Source organism: Allobosea sp. CS1GBMeth4, from assembly GCF_900185715.1.
Taxonomy (GTDB): Bacteria; Pseudomonadota; Alphaproteobacteria; order Rhizobiales; family Beijerinckiaceae; genus Allobosea.
This window is the reverse complement of the sequence record NZ_FYAS01000019.1, coordinates 227,068-245,041: the sequence shown is the minus strand read 5'-3', so window position 1 is coordinate 245,041 and position 17,974 is coordinate 227,068. Positions and strand designations below refer to the sequence as shown.

16 protein-coding genes are annotated in these 17,974 nt (G+C 69.1%); 4 read left to right on the top strand and 12 right to left on the bottom strand.

Going from position 1 to position 17,974, the window contains the following annotated elements; translation table 11 throughout:
* Nucleotides 1–17: 17 nt before the first annotated feature.
* Nucleotides 18–6,038 (bottom strand): hypothetical protein, encoded by a 6,021-nt coding sequence (locus CS1GBM4_RS12480; RefSeq protein ID WP_186419037.1) that lies wholly within the window; start codon nucleotides 6,036–6,038, stop codon nucleotides 18–20.
* Nucleotides 6,039–6,299: 261 nt separating this feature from the next.
* Here CS1GBM4_RS12480 and CS1GBM4_RS12475 point away from each other — a divergent pair, with 261 nt between their 5' ends.
* Nucleotides 6,300–6,635, top strand: a complete 336-nt coding sequence (locus tag CS1GBM4_RS12475) for an Hpt domain-containing protein (protein WP_186419036.1) — start codon at nucleotides 6,300–6,302, stop codon at nucleotides 6,633–6,635.
* Between the two features lie 188 nt (nucleotides 6,636–6,823).
* Complete coding sequence (locus CS1GBM4_RS12470; protein ID WP_186419035.1) at nucleotides 6,824–7,144, top strand: 2Fe-2S iron-sulfur cluster-binding protein; 321 nt, start codon at nucleotides 6,824–6,826, stop codon at nucleotides 7,142–7,144.
* 63 nt (nucleotides 7,145–7,207) lie between these two features.
* Here the strand turns inward: CS1GBM4_RS12470 and CS1GBM4_RS12465 are convergent, their stop codons facing one another.
* Nucleotides 7,208–8,443 (bottom strand): MFS transporter, encoded by a 1,236-nt coding sequence (locus tag CS1GBM4_RS12465; RefSeq protein WP_186419034.1) that lies wholly within the window; start codon nucleotides 8,441–8,443, stop codon nucleotides 7,208–7,210.
* 255 nt (nucleotides 8,444–8,698) lie between these two features.
* Here CS1GBM4_RS12465 and CS1GBM4_RS12460 point away from each other — a divergent pair, with 255 nt between their 5' ends.
* Complete coding sequence (locus tag CS1GBM4_RS12460) at nucleotides 8,699–9,121, top strand: universal stress protein (RefSeq protein WP_186419033.1); 423 nt, start codon at nucleotides 8,699–8,701, stop codon at nucleotides 9,119–9,121.
* Here the strand turns inward: CS1GBM4_RS12460 and CS1GBM4_RS12455 are convergent.
* The 3 genes from CS1GBM4_RS12455 to CS1GBM4_RS12445 all read right to left on the bottom strand — a co-directional run bounded on the left by CS1GBM4_RS12455 (nucleotide 9,114) and on the right by CS1GBM4_RS12445 (nucleotide 11,623).
* Entirely contained in the window at nucleotides 9,114–9,728 is a 615-nt protein-coding gene (locus CS1GBM4_RS12455) for a hypothetical protein (RefSeq protein ID WP_186419032.1), read from the bottom strand. The two genes, CS1GBM4_RS12460 and CS1GBM4_RS12455, sit on opposite strands and share 8 nt — an antisense overlap.
* A gap of 103 nt (nucleotides 9,729–9,831) precedes the next feature.
* On the bottom strand, nucleotides 9,832–11,007 hold the full coding sequence (locus tag CS1GBM4_RS12450) for a VWA domain-containing protein (protein WP_186419031.1): 1,176 nt from the start codon (nucleotides 11,005–11,007) through the stop codon (nucleotides 9,832–9,834).
* 343 nt (nucleotides 11,008–11,350) lie between these two features.
* Nucleotides 11,351–11,623, bottom strand: coding sequence for an HU family DNA-binding protein (locus tag CS1GBM4_RS12445; RefSeq protein WP_066468590.1), 273 nt, complete (start codon nucleotides 11,621–11,623; stop codon nucleotides 11,351–11,353).
* A 282-nt stretch (nucleotides 11,624–11,905) separates the two neighbouring features.
* Here CS1GBM4_RS12445 and CS1GBM4_RS12440 point away from each other — a divergent pair, with 282 nt between their 5' ends.
* On the top strand, nucleotides 11,906–13,147 hold the full coding sequence (locus CS1GBM4_RS12440) for a flavin-dependent oxidoreductase (protein WP_186419030.1): 1,242 nt from the start codon (nucleotides 11,906–11,908) through the stop codon (nucleotides 13,145–13,147).
* A 7-nt stretch (nucleotides 13,148–13,154) separates the two neighbouring features.
* Here CS1GBM4_RS12440 and CS1GBM4_RS12435 read toward each other — a convergent pair whose 3' ends face one another.
* The 7 genes from CS1GBM4_RS12435 to CS1GBM4_RS12405 form a co-directional block, all read right to left on the bottom strand.
* The gene (locus tag CS1GBM4_RS12435) at nucleotides 13,155–13,529 is read right to left on the bottom strand and encodes a PilZ domain-containing protein (protein ID WP_186419029.1); all 375 of its coding nucleotides are present in this window, start codon (nucleotides 13,527–13,529) and stop codon (nucleotides 13,155–13,157) included.
* A 107-nt stretch (nucleotides 13,530–13,636) separates the two neighbouring features.
* A complete protein-coding gene (locus CS1GBM4_RS12430; protein ID WP_186419028.1) occupies nucleotides 13,637–13,978 on the bottom strand; it encodes a hypothetical protein in 342 nt (113 codons plus the stop codon).
* 94 nt (nucleotides 13,979–14,072) lie between these two features.
* Nucleotides 14,073–14,531 (bottom strand): cupin domain-containing protein, encoded by a 459-nt coding sequence (locus CS1GBM4_RS12425; RefSeq protein ID WP_186419027.1) that lies wholly within the window; start codon nucleotides 14,529–14,531, stop codon nucleotides 14,073–14,075.
* 14 nt (nucleotides 14,532–14,545) lie between these two features.
* The gene (locus CS1GBM4_RS12420) at nucleotides 14,546–15,244 is read right to left on the bottom strand and encodes an ABC transporter ATP-binding protein (RefSeq protein WP_186419026.1); all 699 of its coding nucleotides are present in this window, start codon (nucleotides 15,242–15,244) and stop codon (nucleotides 14,546–14,548) included.
* Nucleotides 15,244–15,993: an ABC transporter ATP-binding protein gene (locus CS1GBM4_RS12415; protein WP_186419025.1), complete on the bottom strand. Its 750-nt coding sequence runs from the start codon at nucleotides 15,991–15,993 to the stop codon at nucleotides 15,244–15,246. The genes CS1GBM4_RS12420 and CS1GBM4_RS12415 overlap by 1 nt, the downstream gene beginning before the upstream one ends.
* Nucleotides 15,986–16,978, bottom strand: coding sequence for a branched-chain amino acid ABC transporter permease (locus CS1GBM4_RS12410; RefSeq protein ID WP_186419024.1), 993 nt, complete (start codon nucleotides 16,976–16,978; stop codon nucleotides 15,986–15,988). The genes CS1GBM4_RS12415 and CS1GBM4_RS12410 overlap by 8 nt, the downstream gene beginning before the upstream one ends.
* On the bottom strand, nucleotides 16,975–17,901 hold the full coding sequence (locus CS1GBM4_RS12405; protein ID WP_186419023.1) for a branched-chain amino acid ABC transporter permease: 927 nt from the start codon (nucleotides 17,899–17,901) through the stop codon (nucleotides 16,975–16,977). The genes CS1GBM4_RS12410 and CS1GBM4_RS12405 overlap by 4 nt, the downstream gene beginning before the upstream one ends.
* Between the last annotated feature and the right edge of the window lie 73 nt (nucleotides 17,902–17,974).

Genomic DNA, 17,974 nt, shown 5'->3' with positions numbered 1-17,974 from the left:
CGAGATGGCGGCTGCTCTTACTCGAACCGTCCGCTGGCATGGGCCAGCATCGTGTAGACCTTGCCGGTCTCCGAGGTGAGGTAGGTCTTCGCCACCATCGAATCGCGGTCGTCCTTGGCCGCCTCGCCGAGCAGGCGCTCGAACTCCTCGATATAGCGGTCGACCGTCTGCTTGAACTCGGTATCGCGGCGGTATTTGCGCCGGATCTCGTCGAAGGTCTGCTGGCCCTGCAGCGTGTAGAGCCGGCGGGTGAAGACGTTGCGCTCGCCGCGCTTGTAGCGCTCCCACAGCTCGACCGCGGCGTCGTGGTCGATCATCCGCGCGATGTCGACCGAAAGCGAATCGAGCTTCTCGATGCTGTGCGCCGTCGGCCTCGAGGCCTCCGGCGCCCGATCGTCGCGCGAGGCACGGCTGAGCAGGTCCGAGAGCCAGCCCGACTTCGCCGGGGCTGTTTCGACCCGCTGGACCTCCGGCCGCACCGGCTCGGGGGCGGGGGCCGGCCGAGCCTGGGCCCGCGGCTCGGGACGGACCGGCTCCGGTGTCGGGTCGATCGAGGCCCGCAGCGGCTCCGTCAGCACCGGCGCGCTCTGCACGGCGACCGAGGCGGAGACGCTGGTCGACGGCTGATACGTGCTGCCCCGGCGCTCGCCCTGCGGACGCGCGATATCGCTGCTGCGGCCTGAGCGCGAGACGATCTCGGTCAGCTCGTTCAGCGCCTTGATCTGGTCGGCGACGACGCGGCGCATGGCGGCGGTCGACTCCTGCGTCTCGCGCGGCAATTCGAGAACGCCGCGCTTGAGCTCGGTTCGGGTCGTCTCGAGCTCGCGATGGATCTCCGCCGACATGGCGCGCATGTCCTCGGCGGCGTTCTGGAAACGCTCCGTGACCTTGGCGAGCTCGCCGGAGACCTCGTTCACCACCTCCTCGTAAGCCGTCCGCAGGGCCTGGGCCGTGCGCTCGCGCTCGCGGCCGCTGTTGGCGCGGATCGAGTCGAACTGCTGGGCGATGGCGCTGCTGGTCGACTCGGCGGCGTCGCTGAGCACGGCGCTGAGCTGGCGCGTGCGCGTCTCGGCATTGCTGAGCGACTCGTCGAGCAGCGACGAGAAGGAGCGGGTGATCTGCTCGATATCGTCCGTGCGCGTCGCGATCAGCCCATGCAGGTGCTCGAGCGCCTCCTTGCGGTCGGCCAGGACGTTGCCGACGCGGGCCTCGACCTGCTCCAGCCGCTGCGCCACGGCGCTCAGCGCCGCGGCATTGGCCTGCGTGGTCTCCGTCATCGCCGAGCCCTGCTGGTCGATCCGCGAGATCAGCGCGACGGTGTCGCGCAGCGTCCCTTCCGAATAGCCCTTCAGCGCCGCGATCTGGCTCGCGACCTGCTCGGAGGTGCGGTTGGTCTCCTGCACCACCGTCGAGAGCACGTTCTGGAGTTCCTCGACCCGGCCGGACAGGCTGCCTTCGACCGCCGCGAGGTTCTTGTTCGCGCCCGTGACGATCTGCTGCATCAGCTTGTTGGCCTCGCCGAGGCGGCCGAGCATGCTGCCGAGCTCGCTGCGCAGCTGTTCATTGGTCTTCAGCAGCGCTTCGACCGACTGGTTCGTGCCGGTCTCGATCGTCTCGCGCAGCGCGCTCGAAGCGAGCTCTAGCGCCTGGCTGATCTCGGCGCCGCGCTCGCGCAGGCCGGCGACCACGGAGCTGCCGCGGCTCTCGATGTTGTTGACCAGCGCCTCGCCGATGCTCGCGAACTGGGAGGCGAGGGTGGCACCCTTCCGCCCGAGCGCATCGACGACGCCGTTGCCGCGCTCGTCGAACAGCGTCCGGATCTCCTCGGTGCGTGCGCTCAGCGCCGCGCTCATCCCCTCCGATTGTTCCGCCAGGGTCCGGGCCAGATGCCGGCTCTGCTGGTCGAGCGTATTCAGCATGTCGCCGCCACGCTCGTCGAACAGGGCCCGCAATTCCTCCGTCCGTCCCGACAGCGCCGTGGCGATGCCGTCGGACCGTTCCTGCAGGACCTGCGCGATCTGGCTGCCGCGATGGCCGAGCGCGTTCAGGATGCCGCCGCCGCGCTCGTCGAACACGGCGCGCAGCTCGTCGGACCGCTCGGCCAGCGCGGCGGCGAGGCCGTCCGACTTCTCCTGCAGCGTCTGGGCGATCTGGCTGCCGCGCTCGTCGAGCAGGGTGATCAGGCCGTTGCCCTTGCCCTCGAACAGGGCGCGCAGGTCCTCGGTGCGGGCCTCGAGGGCGCTGGCGACGGAATCCGCCGTGCCCTGCAAGGTCTGCGCGATCTGGGTGCCGCGGGAATCGAGCGTGCCGGAGACCGTGTCGAGCCGGTTGACGACGCGCTCCTCGAAGCGCGCCACGCTCTGGTCGAGCGTGTCGGCGATCTGCAAGGCGCGCCCGCCGAGCGTCGCATTGATGCTGTCGGCCTTCTCGGCGAGCGTCTGCGTCAGCGCCTCGCTCTTGCTCGTGACGATTTCGCCGATCTCGTCGGCCTTGGCCGTGAGCGCCCGGGTGACCTCGCGCCCGCCTTCGGCCATGACGCGGGCGATGTCGACAGTGCGCTCGACCAGCGCCTCGTTGAGCGCCGTGGCCCGGGCCCCGAGATTGCCGTCGATGCGGACGATGAGACCGTCGAGCGAGGTCGCGATCTCGGCGCTCTTGGCGCTGGAGCGCTCCTCGAAGGTCTTGATCTGCGCCTCCATCGAGGCGGCCGCTTCCTGCGTGCGCGCCATCATGATCTCGGCGGCCTGCTGCGAGCGCTCGCCGATGCGCTCGGCCAGCGCCTGGCCTTCCTCGCCGAGCAGCTTCTCGACCTGGCCGAGCCGCAGCGTCACCGCATCGGTGAAGGAGCGGGCGTCGTTGCCGAGCTTGGCCGCCAGCGTGCCGCCGCGGGTGACGATGATCTCCTCGAAGGCGCCGAGACGGGCGCCGATCGTGGCTTCGATCTCGCGACCCTGGACGTCGAAGAGCCGGTTGAGCGCGTCGTGCTTGCTGGCGAGCGACTCGTTGAGCGCCTGCGAGCGGGCGTCGACCGAGCGCAGCAGCGACTCGGCATTGGCGGCGAGTGCCTGGTTGACGCGGCCGCCCTGCTGGGTCAGCGCGATCACCACATCCTTGCCGGTGGCAGCGAGCAGGCTGCTCGCCCGCTCGGCTTCGGTCGTGAAGGTGCCGCGCAGGGCCGTCGCGGCCTCCGTGACGCGGTCCGCGATCTCGCGGCCGTCGACATTGATCGCGTCGGACAGGGCCTTGGTCGCCTCCCCGAGACGGGAGGCCAGCATCTGGCTCTGCTCGCCGAGGAGCCCATGGACCTCGCGGCCCGTCGCGGTGAGGCCGGCGATGATCGCGTCTCGCTGCGTGCCGAGCAGGCTGCCGACCTCGTCTCCCGCCTGGCCGAGCCGGGCGATGAAGCCGCTGTGCTGGTCGTCGATGACCGACTTCGCGGTCTCGCTGGCGGCGAGGATCTTGGCGGCCAGCGCCTCTCCGGTCTCGTCGAGCCGCTGATGCGCCGTCCCGCTGGCTTCGGCGAGGCGGTCGATCAGCGCGTTGCCGCGTTCCGCCAGCAGGCCGTGGACCGAGCGGCCGACATCGGCGACGCGGGTGACCAGCGCCTGGCTCTGGCCGGCAAGCAGCTCCTGCATGTCCTGCCCGGTGGCGATCACGCGGCCGCTGAGCGCTTCGCCTTCTGCGGCGAGCAGATCGCGCACGCTGGCGCCGGCATCGGCGAGCTGCGTCACCAGCGTCTCGCGCTGGCTGCCGATCGCGGTCTGGACCTCGCTGCCGACATCCGACAGGCGTGCGACGAGGCTGTCCCCACGCTCGCCGATGGTGGCGTGGACCTCGCGGGCGACTTCCGACAGCCGGGCGATGAGGCCGTCGCCGCGCTCGCCGATCGCCGCCTCGACGTCGCGGCCGGCATGTGCCACGCGGGCAACGATGCCTTCGGCGCGGTCGCCGAGCGTCCGGTGAATCTCCTCGGTGGTGTCGGACAGCCTGGCGACGAGGCTGTCGCCGCGCTCGCCGATCACCGTCTCGACGCTGCGGCCGGCATCGGCCACGCGGGCGACGATGGTGTCCGCACGCTCGCCGATCGCGTGCTCGACGCTCTGCCCGATCTCGGCCATGCGCAGCACCAGCCCGTCGCCGCGCTCGCTGATCGCCTCCTGCAGGCGCTGTCCGGTCTCGGACAGGCGGCCGACCAGGTGGTCGCCCTGTTCGCCGATCGTGCTGCGCACCTCGTGGCCGACATCGGAGAGGCGGGTGACCAGGCTGCTCGCCTCTTCGGAGAACAGGCTGTGCACGGTCGCGCCGACGGCGGAGATCCGGGCGGTCAGCTCCTCGCCGCGCTCGCCGATCAGGGTGTTGAGGCCCTTGCCGGCCTCGTCGAAGCGCAGGACGATCGAATCGGTGTTCTCGCGCAGCAGGCCGTCGACGGTCTGGACGGTGCCGGAGAGCTTCTCGACCAGCGTCTCGCCCTGGCTGGCGATGAGGCCGTGGACGGTCTCGCCGACCTCCTGGATGCGGTTGACGACCAGCTCGTTCTGCTTGCCGAGCAGCATGTGCACGCCGCGGCCGACTTCGGCGAGCCGGGTGGTGACGCTCTCGCCCTCGCTGCTGATCGAGTTGCGGAGCGTCTCGCCGGTTTCCGTGAGGCGCAGGGTCAGGCTGGTGCTCTGCTCGTCGAACAGCTCGACCAGCGTGCGCCCGCTCTGCTCGAACCGTTCGGCGACGCTGGCGCCGCGCTGCGAGATTTCCTGGGCGAGCGTGTCGCCGGTGACCCGCAGCGTCTCGTTGACGGTCTCGGCACGGCTCGCCAGCGATTCCACGACCTGCGCCCCGGTCTCGCTGATCGCGCGGGTGACGTCGCGGGCGCCGGCGGTCAGGCCCTCGGTGAGCACGGCGCCGGTGCGTTCCAGCGAGCTCGCGATCTCCTGGGCGCGGTTGTCGAGCACCGCCGTCACCGACTGGCTGGCGCTGGTCATGCGCTCGCTGACGTCGTGCGAGGTCGACTGCAGGCGCTCGACCAATTCATTGCCGCGGCCGCTGATCTCGTCGACCATGCGCTCGCCGGCATGGCCGAGCGCGAGCGTGATCTGGTCGCCCTTGTCGGTGAGCCGCGAGGTGACGCGGTCGCCGGCCTCCGCCACCGCTTCCGCGATCGAGCGGCTGGCGGTCTCGAGGTCCTTGGTGATGCTCTCATGCGCGCCGCTGATGGCGAACTTCACGCGCTCGGCGTTGCCGACCACGGATTCGCGTTGGTTCACCAGTTCGTCGATGAGCGAGCGCAGCCGGATTTCGTTGTCGGCATAGGCGCGCTCCAGCGTCGCGATCTCGCCGCGCACGATGGTCTCGAGCTCACCGGCACGCGCCACGGCGCGCTCGATGCCGTCGCCCATGGCGGCGACCTCGCGGCGGATGGTCTGGCTGAGCGACAGCACCGAATCCGTCGCCACCACCTCCGGCTCCGCCAGGCGCAGCGCGACTTCGGTCATGGCGCGCGAGACCAGCCGCATCTCCTGGGTCCGGCGGTAGAGCGCTGCCAGCACGAAGAAGAAGACCACCGGAGCGCCGGCGCCGAGCGCCAGCAGCGCCCATTGGCCCGGACCCCAGGCGGCCATGCCGGCCGGCAGGCCCTCGGCGAAGGAGCCGTAGCGGCTGACCAGAGTGAAGCCGACGGCGCCCAGCCAGGCGAGCGAGGCCAGAGCAGCGAGCCAATAGGGCTTGCCCGACGGGCGGGCGGCGAAGGCCTGCACCAGCGAGGAGGAATCCCGGCGGTCGTCATTGGCGACGCGGCTGGTGTCCGGTGCGATGGCCGAGCGGGGCGGAGCGGCAGACGGCTCCTGCATGGCTTCGGGCCCGGGCGGCATCGCAGGAGCGCCTTCGACGCGCGGCAGCTCGATCCTGAGTTCGTTCTCCCCGGTCGAGGGCAGCCTCGGCTCGGCCGAGGCCTCCCCCTCGCTCTTCGACGGATCGAGCCTCAGCGCCTCCTCGATCGCCGACATCGCCGCCTCGGTCGGATCTTGGAGCTTGTTCTGCCGGGTCATGGATGCCGCCTCGCTACGCTACTCGCGACGGGCGGCGCATTCCGTCGCGGGGCCGGGGCCGGCAGCCTCCAGCCGGATCCGTGAAGCGACACGACGCCCATCGTTTACCGTCTCGAAGGGTAGTTGAGGCAAGCAGGGAATGAAACCCGTTTGACCGTCTGATTCACAAACGTCGTTAACGCCTCGTTCACCATAACGGCGCTTCCTGATGGGTCAGGAGGCTGCACACGTTCCGCAGCTTGCAAGAAGACCGAGTTCCCCATGCCCCAGAGTGCCATCGACCTCGTGCATCTCGCCCGCCAGACCGGCGGCGACGCGGAGCTGGAGCGCGAGCTGCTGACGCTGTTCGCGCAGCAATGCGCCCGTCATCTGCGCGCCATCCATGGCGGCGACGCCGATCTCCGCCGCGACGCCGCCCACACCTTGAAGGGAGCCGCGCGCGCGATCGGCGCCTGGCAGGTCGCCGAGGCCGCCGACCGGATCGAGCAGCAGCTCGGCCAGGCCGGTTCCGCGCCGCGCGAGGACGCGCTGGACGCCCTGACGCTCGCGGCGGCCGAGGCGCGGGCGGTGATCTCGCGGCTCGATTGCGCGGCCTGACGCCGCAGCGTCGGGCGCCGTCGACATCGCCGTTTCATCGGCTTTCGAAATCTTCTAGAGATGCGATGTCCGCGGGCCCTCGCGGACGACGTTCCCGCGAACCGGCTTGCGGCGCCGCCAGGAAGCCCGGCCGGTTCCCCCCGACCGCGCCAGCCGCGCAGCCGCCGCAAGGCGGGCCGGAGTTCATGATGCCGAAGATCACCTATATCGACGCCCAGGGCACCAGCCGAACGGTCGAGGGCGAGACGGGCTCGACCGTGATGGAGGTGGCGGTCCGCAACGGTGTGCCGGGCATCGAGGCGGAATGCGGCGGCGCCTGCGCCTGCGCCACCTGCCATGTCTATGTCGACGAGGCCTGGACGGAGAAGACCGGCCGTGCCGAGCCGATGGAGGAGGACATGCTCGACTTCGCCTTCGACGTGCGCCCGAACTCGCGCCTCTCCTGCCAGATCAGGGTGCGGGACGATCTCGACGGGCTCGTCGTGCGCACGCCGGCCCGCCAGGGCTGAGCCCGGAACGGGCCGTGTCTCCGGGCTCTCCGCGGGGCGAAGCCCCGGAAAGACGGGCGTGGCCTATTCCGCCGCTGCCGCAGGCGGCGCCGCGAGCGTGGTCTCATGTCCGGGAACCGGATGACGCGGCACCAGCAGGGACAGGCTGAGCGAGACCGTCGCCACCGCCGCGCCGATATAGAACACGATCGCCGGATCGCGCAGCCAGATCAGCCCGAAGGTGATCGGCAGGAACACTGCCGCGATGTGGTTGATGGTGAAGGCCACCGCCGAGGTCGGCGCGATGTCGGCGGGGTCGGCGATCTTCTGGAAATAGGTGCGCTGCGCCAGGACGAGCGTGAAGAAGACGCCGTCCACGATGAAGAGCACGCCTGCGACGAGCGCGCCGGCCGCGCCGAATTGCCCGTGGCTGGCGAGCGCATAGCCGATGAAGACGGCGATCAGCGAGACGTTCTCGAGCTGGATCGTCGCCCGTTCGCCGACCTTGCCGACGAGGCTGCCGAGCAGGGGGCCGGCGAACATGTTGATGCCGTAGGTCGCCAGCAGCAGCGTCGCGGTCGCGGCGACGTCGTAACCGAAGCGTTCGACGAGCAGGAAGCCGCCGAACGCCATGAAGATCTGTCGCCGCGCGCCCGACATGAAGGTCAGGGCGTAGTACAGCCAGTAGCGCTTGCGCAGCACGAAGCCCTTGTTCTGCGGCACGACGCCCTGGAAGCGTGGGAAGAGCAGCATCGCCGCTGCCGTCAGCGCGACCGCGATGAGGCCGGCGCCGAGGAAGACATGCGCATAGCTCGGCTGCCAGAGGCGCCAGATCAGCGCGATCGCGCCGAAGGCGGTGAGTTGCGCCACCGCCGACGCCCCCGCGATCTTGCCGAGCAGGCGCGGCGCTTCCGATTTCGGCAAGAGCTGCAATTGCAGCGATTGCTGCGCCGTCTCGTAATAGTGGAAGCCGAGCGACATGATCGTCGTCGTCAGCAGGAGGCCGCCGAGACTGGGGAAATAGCCGGTCAGCGCCACGCCGAGGCCGAGCGTCAGCAGGCTGAGATAGGCCAGCATCTGCTCGCGCATGATCCAGAACAGGATGATGGCGGTGAAGGCCAGGAAGCCGGGGATTTCGCGGACCGATTGCAGGATGCCGATATCCTGCCCGGTGAAGCCGGCGGCTTCCTTGGCGAAATTGTTGAGCAGCGCGCTCCAGCTGGCGTAGCCGAGCCAGTTGATGAAGGCGAGCACCATGAGGAAGGCCGTGGGCGAGGCGAACAGCCCGGTGCGCGGGGCCGGGGAGGCGGCTTCGGTCATCTGTCCATCCGATCACGAGCGCGGCGCAAGGCCCGGCGGCGGACTGTCGAGGTCCCGATGCCCCTCGTCAAATTCCACCGCCTTATGGCTGGCATGCACCGGCGCGATCGATGGGCCGCCACGATCCGCAGCCGAGGGGGTTCGCGACGACGCGACACTCTTCCTCGGGGGAAGCGGCTCCGACATAGTGGGTCGGCGTCGGCTCCGATCGTCCGGCCATGATCTGCCGGGCGGGCCACGCCGGAGGAGGGTGCTATGTACAAATCGATTCTGGTGCCGGTCGATCTCGCCGAGGCCGATCTGGCGGCTCCCGCCATCGCCGCGGCCGAAGCCTTCGCGGCGCAATCGGACGGCTCCATCCGGCTGGTCTATGTCCGCTCCCTCGTGCCGATCACCTATATGGAGTTCGTGCCGGCCGACTTCGACGCCGGCCAGCAGGCCGAATCCGAAGCCAAGCTCGCGGAGATCGCGGCGAAGGTGAACCTGCCGGCCGAGCGGGTCTCGGCCAAGGTTCTGGTCGGATCGGTCCATGGCGAGGTGCTGGCCGAAGCCGACGCCAGCGGCGCCGACCTGATCGTGATCGGGTCGCACGAGCCCGGCATGCTGGCCTATGTGATCGGTTCGAACGCCTCGACCATCGTGCGGCGGGCGAAGTGCTCGGTGCTGGTGGTCAGGTAGCGGCGGCCGAGCCCTCGCTCCGGCCCGGGACGAGTTCGTCCGGGACCTCGCCCCTCGCGAGGTCCCTCGGCCGGTTGAGCCTGATCATCGGCCAGACCTGCCAGAACGAGGCCGCCGCGAGCACGAGCCCCAGCCCGGCGGCTGCGGTGGCGCCCTGCTGGAGGGCGCGCAGGCTGAAATAGCTCAGCATGGCGAGCGCGCCGCCGCCGGCGAGCGCGAGCGCCAGCCAGAGCGGATAGGGCTTGCCGGCAACAAAGCGCGCCTTCGGGCTGGCGCGGATGATCGCGGCGGACAGCGCCGAGACGAAGGCATGATAGCGCGCATCGTCGCGCTCGATGTCGGTGAGGGAGCGCCAGGACAGGTTGCCGAAGCTGATCGTCCGGCCGTCGCTCAGCCGCAGCTGCGTCCGGTAGCCCTTCGCCGAGACATTGCCGGGCGCATAGAGGAAGCGCACCTGTTCGACGGCGGACAGCCTGACCTGGTCGACCTTGCGGGTCGAATCGACCTCCAGCACGTCGCCCTTCAGCCGGTAGGCGATCTCGAAGCCGACCGGCCGCGGCCGCTGGCGCCAGGAGGGCAGGGGGATGTCGTCGTCGGCAAGGCTCATGGCGGCATGCTCTAGCCGTCATTCTCGGGCGGAGCAAAGCGGAGACCCGAGAATCTCCTGAAAGAGATGCTCGGGTCGAGCCCGAGCATGATGGATCTGGGGTCTACCGCGTCAGCGCCTTCATCGCGCCGTCGAGGCCGTCGAGCGTCAGCGGGAACATCCGCCCGCCCATCAGCCCGGCGATCTGGCGGATCGACTGGGTGTAGCTCCAGAGGTGCTGTTGCACCGGGTTGAGCCAGACCGATTTCGGGAAGCGCTCGGTCAGCCGCCGCATCCAGACCTCGCCGGCCTCCTCGTTCCAGTGCTCGACCGAGCCGCCGGGCATCGCGATCTCATAGGGGCTCATCGAGGCGTCGCCGACGAAGACGAGCCGGTAATCGGCCGGATAGGTGCGCAGCACCTCGAAGGTCGGGATCACCTGGTCGTGCCGGCGCCGGTTCTCCTTCCACACCCGCTCATAGGGGCAGTTGTGGAAGTAGAAATGCTCGAAATGCTTGAACTCGGCCCGTGCCGCCGAGAACAGCTCCTCGGCCAGCTCGACATGCCAGTCCATCGAGCCGCCGACATCGAGGAAGAGCAGGACCTTCACGGCGTTGTGCCGCTCGGGCCTGAGCTTGACGTCGAGATAGCCGTGCTTGGCGGTCTCGGCGATGGTCCGGTCGAGATCGAGCTCCTCGGCCGCGCCGGTGCGGGCGAATTTGCGCAGGCGGCGCAGCGCGATCCGCAGGTTCCGCACGCCGAGCTCGCGCGTGTCGTCGAAATCCTTGAACTCGCGCTTGTCCCAGACCTTCACCGCCCGGAAGTTGCGGTTCTTGTCCTGGCCGATGCGCACGCCTTCGGGATTGTAGCCATAGGCGCCATAGGGCGAGGTGCCGGCGGTGCCGATCCATTTCGAGCCGCCCTGATGGCGGCCCTTCTGCTCGGCGAGGCGCTGCTTCAGCGTTTCCAGCAGCTTGTCCCAGCCGAGGGCCTCAAGCTGGGCCTTCTCCTCCTCGGTGAGGAATTTCTCGGCCAGTTTGCGCAGCCATTCGTCGGGAATGCCGACCTGTTCGAACGCGTCGCCGAGCGTTTCCAGGCCCTTGAACACCTCGGCGAAGACGCGGTCGAAACGGTCGAGATGGCGCTCGTCCTTCACCAGACAGGCGCGGGCGAGATAATAGAACTCGTCGACGCGGTACTCGGCGAGCCCTGCCTCGACACCTTCCAGCAGCGCGAGATATTCGCGCAGGGTGACGGGCACCTTGGCCGCCCGCAGCTCGGTGAAAAGACGAAGGAACATCGCGCTCTTGCGACTAGCGGAACGAATTCGACATTTGCCTCCGGCCTCGCGTCAGGCTGAGAGCAAATGTCAAACTCATAAGTTCCACCAGATGATCAGGGAGTTGCCAGTGGTCTTGTCGATCCCGACATTCGCGCCGCCGCTCCGTGACAGGCGATGCGAGTATCGGAAGCAGACCACTAGCAGCGCCCCGAGGTCAAGCAGCGGCGGCGCGAGTCCGTTCCAGCCAGCTTGCACTGCAAGCTGGCCGGCCGAACGATCCGCATCCTTATAGGAAAGCCGGATCGAATGGAGACGACCCGGCCGGGGCCGGCCCTGCTGGGCCGCCGCTGTCCGACGAGGTTCAGGCGACGGCGTCGGCCAGATCCTTGGTGACCTTGAACTTCACGACCGTCTTGGCCGGAACCTTGATCGTCGCGCCGGTCGACGGGTTGCGGGCCTCGCGCGCCTCGCGCTTGGCCGCGGCCAGCTTGCCGATGCCGCCGAGGGTGACGTCGCCGCCGGACTTCAGCGTCTTGGCGACGACGCCGGCGAGCGAGCCGAGGATGGCCGAGACATCAGCCTTGGTCTTGCCCGTCTCGTCCGCGATCGCGGCGATCAGTTCGTTCTTGGTCATGAAAACCTCCTGAGACCAATCATTGTTTGAGTTGACGTCGTGCCGAGCCCCGAAAGGCTCCGGCACGTCGCGGCGAATCGACGCGCAATCGCGCACGAACCCGCCATTTGGCATGCCTGCCGCCGGAACACGACGGCATCGGCCGTACATACGCACAGCAATCGGCTTCCTTCCTGTCAAAAGCCGCGAAAATACGGCGGTTTTCACCAGCTTTGTGGAGCGATTGACAAGGCGCCCGCAGTTATTTGAAGCTTGAAATAATTCAGGGGAGCGGATCGCAGCATGAAGGCCATCATCATCGGCGGCGGCATCGGGGGGCTGTCACTGGCCCTGATGCTGCACGCACGCGGCATCGCCGCGACCGTCTACGAGCAGGCGAGCGAGATTCGCGAGGTCGGCGTGGGCATCAACACGCTGCCGCACGCCATTCGCGAGCTGGCGGAGCTGGGCCTGCTGCCGGCGCTCGACGCGGTCGCGATCCGCACGCACGAGCTCATCTACATGAACCGGTTCGGGCAGACCGTCTGGCGCGAGCCGCGAGGCCTGCATGCGGGCGCGCCGGTGCCGCAATTCTCGATCCATCGCGGCCGGCTGCAGGGCGTGATCCGCGACGCGGTGGCCGAACGGCTCGGGCCGGATGCGATCCGCACCGGCCGGCGCCTGCAGGGGTTCCTGCAGGATGAAGGCGGCGTCACCGCGCATTTCGCCGATGCCAAAATGGGCGAGGCCGGCGAGACGGCGCGCGCCGACATTCTGATCGGCGCCGACGGCATCCATTCGACGGTGCGCGCGCACTACTTCCCGAACCAGGGAGGACCGCGCTGGAACGGTGTCCAGATGTGGCGCGGCGCCTGTGATTGGCCGGCCTTCCTCGACGGCGAGAGCATGATCATCGCGGGCGGCATGGCCGGAAAGCTGGTGCTCTATCCGATCGCCGAGGGCCGCAAGCCCGGAACGCGCCTGACCAACTGGGTCGTCAACATCCGCACGGGCGATCCGTCGAAGCCGCCGCCGAAGGAGGCCTGGTCCAAGGCCGGCCGGCTCGAGGATGTCCTGCCCTTCGCCCGCCGCTTCACTGTTCCGGGAGTGGACATCCTCGCCCTGATCAAGGCGAGCGGCACCTTCTGGGAATATCCGATGTGCGACCGCGACCCGCTGCCGCGCTGGAGCCATGGCCGGGTGACGCTGCTCGGCGATGCCGCCCACCCGATGTATCCGGTCGGCTCCAATGGTGCCTCGCAGGCCATCCTCGACGCGCGCTGCCTCGCCGACCTCCTGGTCCGGGCCGAGCACCCGCGCCATGCGCTGGCGGCCTATGAGGCCCGGCGCCTGCCGGCGACGGCCGAGATCGTCGCGATGAACCGGGCCGGCGGGCCGGAGCGCGTCATCGACGCGGTCGAGGCGCTCGCGCCGAACGGCTTCGACGATGTCGAGCGTGTCCTGCCCTACGGCAAGCGCGAGCAGATCGTGAAGGCCTATGCCGGCAAGGCGGGGTTCGCGGCGGAGCAGCTGGCACGCCGCTGAGCCGCTGTCAGGCGCCTTCCGTCAGTTCGACGATGCGCGCCTTCAACGCCGCGTTCTCCTGCTCGAGCTGGCGCAGGCGTCGCATCAGGTCGAGCTGGACCGGCTCGGCGTCCTGCTTCGCCGGAGCGGCGAAGGCGACCCCGATCCTGTCGCCGTCGCGCCAGCGGCTGCGCGCCATCCGGCTCTCGCGCTTCAGCGGAAAATAGAGCTCGAACAGGTCGGGCAGCGTCACGCTGTCCGGGAAGACCAGCAGAGCGCCATCGTCAGACAGGTTCCTGACTGTGCAGTCCAGGGTCGACTGACGCTGGTTGAAGATCACCTTGCCGCCGATGAAGGTTCGGGTCCGGGCCGAGCGGCGGCGTTCTGTGACGGGAGCGGGCATGGTCCTGGCCCTCGTTCTGACTCGAGCCGAGATCATGCGCCCGATCGCCGCCGGCTTCACCGGCAAGTTCGGCTTATCCTTAACCGCGGCTGTCCGGCGTCGGACCGTCACCAGCCGCCATAGGGGCTGCCGCTATACTGGCGCCGGCCGCGATAGTAGCCGCCGCCATAATAGCCGTCGTCGTAATAGCCGCGGCGACCACGGCCATAGCGATAATCCTCGCCATAGGGGCCGAGCTGGCCGCGCGGACCACCGAGCGGGAAGCAGCCGCGCCGGTTACAGGTGCTCTGCGTGTAGACGCCCGTGCGCACGTCGACGCAGCGATTATAGTCGCACTGCATCTGCACCTGCTCGATCGGCAGGCCGGCCGGCGCCGGTACGGCCGGCGGCATGGCTTCGGCGGCGGTTGCGAACAGCGGAACGGCGAAGGCGAACAGGGCAGTTTTCATCGAAACCTCCTCTGCGGATGCCTCAACCTGCCAAGGGCCGAACGAGCGGCCGATGCCCGGCCGCTTCATCCCTGGCGCGCGAACCGCCTTTCGTTCAAGCGCCTTCGGGCGGCGGCGGCAGGAAGTCGACTTCGTAGCGCGCCGATAGCGCAACGACTTCGGCCGGATTCTGTTCCGTCATCGAGTGGATCGCCCAGAACAGGTCGTAGAGCCGGCCGGTCGGCGAGACCCAGAACAGGCACTTCACCGGCGCGTCGCTCTTGTTGAACAGACCATGCGGAACGTTGCGTGGCAGCCGGATCAGATCGCCGGGGAGGGCATGCGATTCCTGGCCGTCGAGCACCAGATCGAGCCGGCCCTCCAGCATGTAGATGAACTCGTCCTGGGTCGGATGGATGTGCGGCGGCACGAAGGTGCCGGGCGGGAAGGTGGCGTGCCAGGAGAAGCTCGATTCGCTCAGCGTCTTCGGCACATAGGTCTGGCCGAGGATGTTCCAGGAGATCGCATCGATCCCCTCATTGGCCCTGGTCACGCCGGCGGTCAGTGGCTTCATCGTCGGTGTCCTCCCTAGAGATGCAGGAAGCGGTCCTTGACCGCGCTGTCGCTGCGCAATTCGTCGCTCGTGCCGCGCCAGGCGACCCGGCCCTTCTCCAGCACGACATGCCGGTCGGCGATCCTCGCCAGCGCATCGACGTTCTTGTCGATGACCAGGATCGACTCGCCCTCGGCCTTCAGAGCCGACAGGCAGGACCAGATCTCCTGCCGGATGATCGGCGCCAGCCCCTCGGTCGCCTCGTCGAGGATGACCAGCTTGGGATTGGTCATGAGGGCGCGGCCGATCGCCAGCATCTGCTGCTCGCCGCCGGAGAGCTGGTTGCCGCGGTTGGCCTTGCGCTCGGCGAGCCGTGGCATGAAGGCGTAGATGCGCTCCAGCGTCCAGCGCGGCGGCCCGAAGCGGCTGGCCGCGGTCGCGACGAGGTTCTCCTCGACCGAGAGCGTCGGGAAGATCTGCCGCCCCTCCGGCACGAGCCCGATGCCGGCCTGCGCCAGCCGGAACGGGGCGCTGCCGGTGAGGTCGACGCCGCCGAAGCTGACGCGCCCGGAGCGCGGCGGGATCAGCCCCATGATGGCCCGCACGGTCGTGGTCTTGCCCATGCCGTTGCGGCCGAGCAGGGTGACGACCTCGCCGGCGCCGACCGACAGATCGACGCCGAACAGGATCTGCGCTTCGCCATAGCCGGCATCGAGGTTCTCGACGGTCAGCATCAGCCCTCCTCGCCGAGATAGGCTTCGCGCACGGCCGGATCGGCCCTGACGCTCGCCGGATCGCCCGAGGCGATGACGCGGCCATAGACCAGCACGCTGACGGTGTCGGCCAGCGCGAAGACCGCCTCCATGTCGTGCTCGACCAGCAGCATGGCGTAGCGCCCCTTCAGGCTCCTCAGCAGCGCGATCAACCGCTCGCCCTCCTCCTTGCCGACGCCGGCGAGCGGCTCGTCGAGCAGGATCGCCGCCGGCTCCAGCGCCAGCGCCATGGCGATCTCCAGCGCCCGCTTCTCGCCATGCGACAGGCTGCCGGCGGGAATGTGCGCGCGATCCGACAGGCCGACGGCGTCCAACGCGGCGCGGGCGGGACGGTTGAGGCGCTCGTCGCTGGCGGCATTGCGGAAGAAGGAGAGCGGGTGGGCCGCCCTGGCCTGCACCCCGAGCGCGACATTCTCCAGCGCCGAGAGCGAGGCGATGGTGGAGGTGATCTGGAAAGTCCGGGCCAGGCCGTGGCGGGCGCGCCTCTGCGCATCGAGCGCGGTGACGTCCTGGCCGCGGAAGCGGATCGTGCCCGCATCCGGCCTGAGCATGCCGGAGATCTGGTGGACCAGCGTGGTCTTGCCGGCGCCGTTCGGGCCGATCAGCGCATGCAACTCCCCCGGCGCGACGGCGAGGCTGACGCCGTCGGTCACCTTCAGCGCGCCGAAGGATTTGCGCACGCCGTCGAGGGCGAGGACCGGCTCAGCCATGGCGCGAGCCCAGCTTGCGCAGCAGCCCGACGATGCCGCCGCGCGTGAACAGGACGAAGAGGACGATCAACGGCCCGAAGATGGCGCGCCAATGCTCGGTCAGATGCGAGAGCGCGTCCTCGGCGATCAGATAGGCGATGGCGCCGATGATCGCGCCGTGCAGCGAGCCGACGCCGCCGAGCACCGCCATGAAGATCAGCTCGCCCGAACGCTGCCAGGACATGAAGGCCGGGCTGACGAACTCGGTGTGGTTGGCGAGGAAGAAGCCGGACAAGCCCGCCAGCATGCCGCTGATCACATAGGCGACGAGGCGCACGCGGGTGACGTCGAAGCCGGTGACGCTGACGCGGGTCGGGTTCTCCCGCGCAGCCCGGAGCACCCGGCCGAAGCGCGAGGCGACGAGGCCGCGGATCAGGAGGTAGGCGCCCGCGAGGGCCGCCAGCACCGTGTAGAAGAAGGCGATGCGGTTCGCGAACGGATCGAAGCCGAGAAAACGGCTCGTCTCGTAGAGCGTCAGCCCGTCGTCGCCGCCATAGGCCGAGAGCGCCTGCGCCAGGAAATAGACCATCTGGCCGAAGGCGAGCGTGATCATGATGAAGGCGACGCCGCGCGTGCGCAGGCAGACCGCGCCGGTGATGGCGCCGAACACCGCACAGGCGGCCAGGATCGCCGGCAGGATCACGAGCGCTTCGCTCCTGCCTTCGGTGATCATGATGCCGGTGACGTAAGCGCCGATCCCGATGAAGGCGGCGTGGCCGAAGGAGACGAGCCCGCCGACGCCGAGGATCAGGTCGAGCGAGAGCGCGGCGATGGCGAAGATCATCGCGCGCGTCAGCAGGGCGAGCCAGCCGGCCGGCATGCCGAGCGTGACGGCGAGCGGCGCCAGCGCCAGCAGAAGGAACAGGATGGCCGGGAGCAGGACCTTGGCGCGCTCCGGCGGCGGCGCGACGCTGGTGACCTCGGCCGTCGTGGCAGCGGCGCTCATGTCCGCCCCCGCGCCGGCAGGAGGCCTTCGGGCCGGAGGAACAGCACCACCGCCATCAGCAGATAGATCAGCATCGAGGACAGGGCGGCGCCGGTCGCCCGTGCCGAGGGGGCGCTCATGAACAGCCGGAGCAGATCGTTCATGAAGGAGCGGCCGAGCGTATCGACCAGGCCGACGATGAGCGCCGCGACGAAGGCGCCGCGGATCGAGCCGATTCCGCCGATGACGATCACGACGAAGGCGAGGATCAGCACCGTGTCGCCCATGCCGGGCTCGACCGAGAGGATCGGTGCCGCCATCGCGCCGGCGAAGCCGGCCAGCATGGTGCCGAAGGCGAAGACGATCATGAACAGCTTGCGGATGTCGACGCCGAGCGCCGAGACCATCGGCGCGTTCGAGGCGCCGGCGCGGAGCAGCATGCCGGTCCGCGTCTTCTCGACGATGAACCAGAGCAGGGCGCCGACGCCAAGCCCCGCGCCGATCAGCGCGAAGCGGTAGACGGGATAGAGGATGCCGTCCATCAGCGCGACATTGCCGCTGAGAAAGTCCGGCACCGGGACGGAGAGGGGAGCCGCGCCCCAGATCATCTTGACGCTCTGGTTGAGCAGCAGGATCAGCCCGAAGGTCGCGAGGACCTGGTCGAGATGGTCGCGCTCGTAGAGATGGCGGAAGACCAGGAATTCGAGCGCGAGGCCGATGGCCAGCGCCGCCGCCAGCGCCAGCACCAGCCCGAGCACGAACGAGCCGGTCAGCGCGACGAAGGTCACCGCCAGATAGGCGCCGAGCATGTACTGCACGCCGTGCGCCAGGTTGATGAAGTCCATCACGCCGAAGACCAGCGTCAGCCCTGCCGCCACCAGGAACAGCAGGATGCCGAGCTGCAGCCCGTTCAGGATCTGGACGATGAGGAGGCTGGCGGTCATGGCAAAGCTATCCCGTCATGCGCGGGCTCGACCCGAGCATCTCTTGGAAGGAGATCCTCGGGTCGAAGCTGCG

Coding starts and splice junctions, on each gene's coding strand:
- CS1GBM4_RS12435 (WP_186419029.1), bottom strand. CDS start 13,529: ATGCCCGCTCCCGTCACAGAACGCCGCCGCTCGGCCCGGACCCGAACC.
- CS1GBM4_RS12405 (WP_186419023.1), bottom strand. CDS start 17,901: ATGACCGCCAGCCTCCTCATCGTCCAGATCCTGAACGGGCTGCAGCTC.
- CS1GBM4_RS12465 (WP_186419034.1), bottom strand. CDS start 8,443: ATGACCGAAGCCGCCTCCCCGGCCCCGCGCACCGGGCTGTTCGCCTCG.
- CS1GBM4_RS12440 (WP_186419030.1), top strand. CDS start 11,906: ATGAAGGCCATCATCATCGGCGGCGGCATCGGGGGGCTGTCACTGGCC.
- CS1GBM4_RS12430 (WP_186419028.1), bottom strand. CDS start 13,978: ATGAAAACTGCCCTGTTCGCCTTCGCCGTTCCGCTGTTCGCAACCGCC.
- CS1GBM4_RS12425 (WP_186419027.1), bottom strand. CDS start 14,531: ATGAAGCCACTGACCGCCGGCGTGACCAGGGCCAATGAGGGGATCGAT.
- CS1GBM4_RS12480 (WP_186419037.1), bottom strand. CDS start 6,038: ATGACCCGGCAGAACAAGCTCCAAGATCCGACCGAGGCGGCGATGTCG.
- CS1GBM4_RS12455 (WP_186419032.1), bottom strand. CDS start 9,728: ATGAGCCTTGCCGACGACGACATCCCCCTGCCCTCCTGGCGCCAGCGG.
- CS1GBM4_RS12420 (WP_186419026.1), bottom strand. CDS start 15,244: ATGCTGACCGTCGAGAACCTCGATGCCGGCTATGGCGAAGCGCAGATC.
- CS1GBM4_RS12415 (WP_186419025.1), bottom strand. CDS start 15,993: ATGGCTGAGCCGGTCCTCGCCCTCGACGGCGTGCGCAAATCCTTCGGC.
- CS1GBM4_RS12475 (WP_186419036.1), top strand. CDS start 6,300: ATGCCCCAGAGTGCCATCGACCTCGTGCATCTCGCCCGCCAGACCGGC.
- CS1GBM4_RS12445 (WP_066468590.1), bottom strand. CDS start 11,623: ATGACCAAGAACGAACTGATCGCCGCGATCGCGGACGAGACGGGCAAG.
- CS1GBM4_RS12450 (WP_186419031.1), bottom strand. CDS start 11,007: ATGTTCCTTCGTCTTTTCACCGAGCTGCGGGCGGCCAAGGTGCCCGTC.
- CS1GBM4_RS12410 (WP_186419024.1), bottom strand. CDS start 16,978: ATGAGCGCCGCTGCCACGACGGCCGAGGTCACCAGCGTCGCGCCGCCG.
- CS1GBM4_RS12470 (WP_186419035.1), top strand. CDS start 6,824: ATGCCGAAGATCACCTATATCGACGCCCAGGGCACCAGCCGAACGGTC.
- CS1GBM4_RS12460 (WP_186419033.1), top strand. CDS start 8,699: ATGTACAAATCGATTCTGGTGCCGGTCGATCTCGCCGAGGCCGATCTG.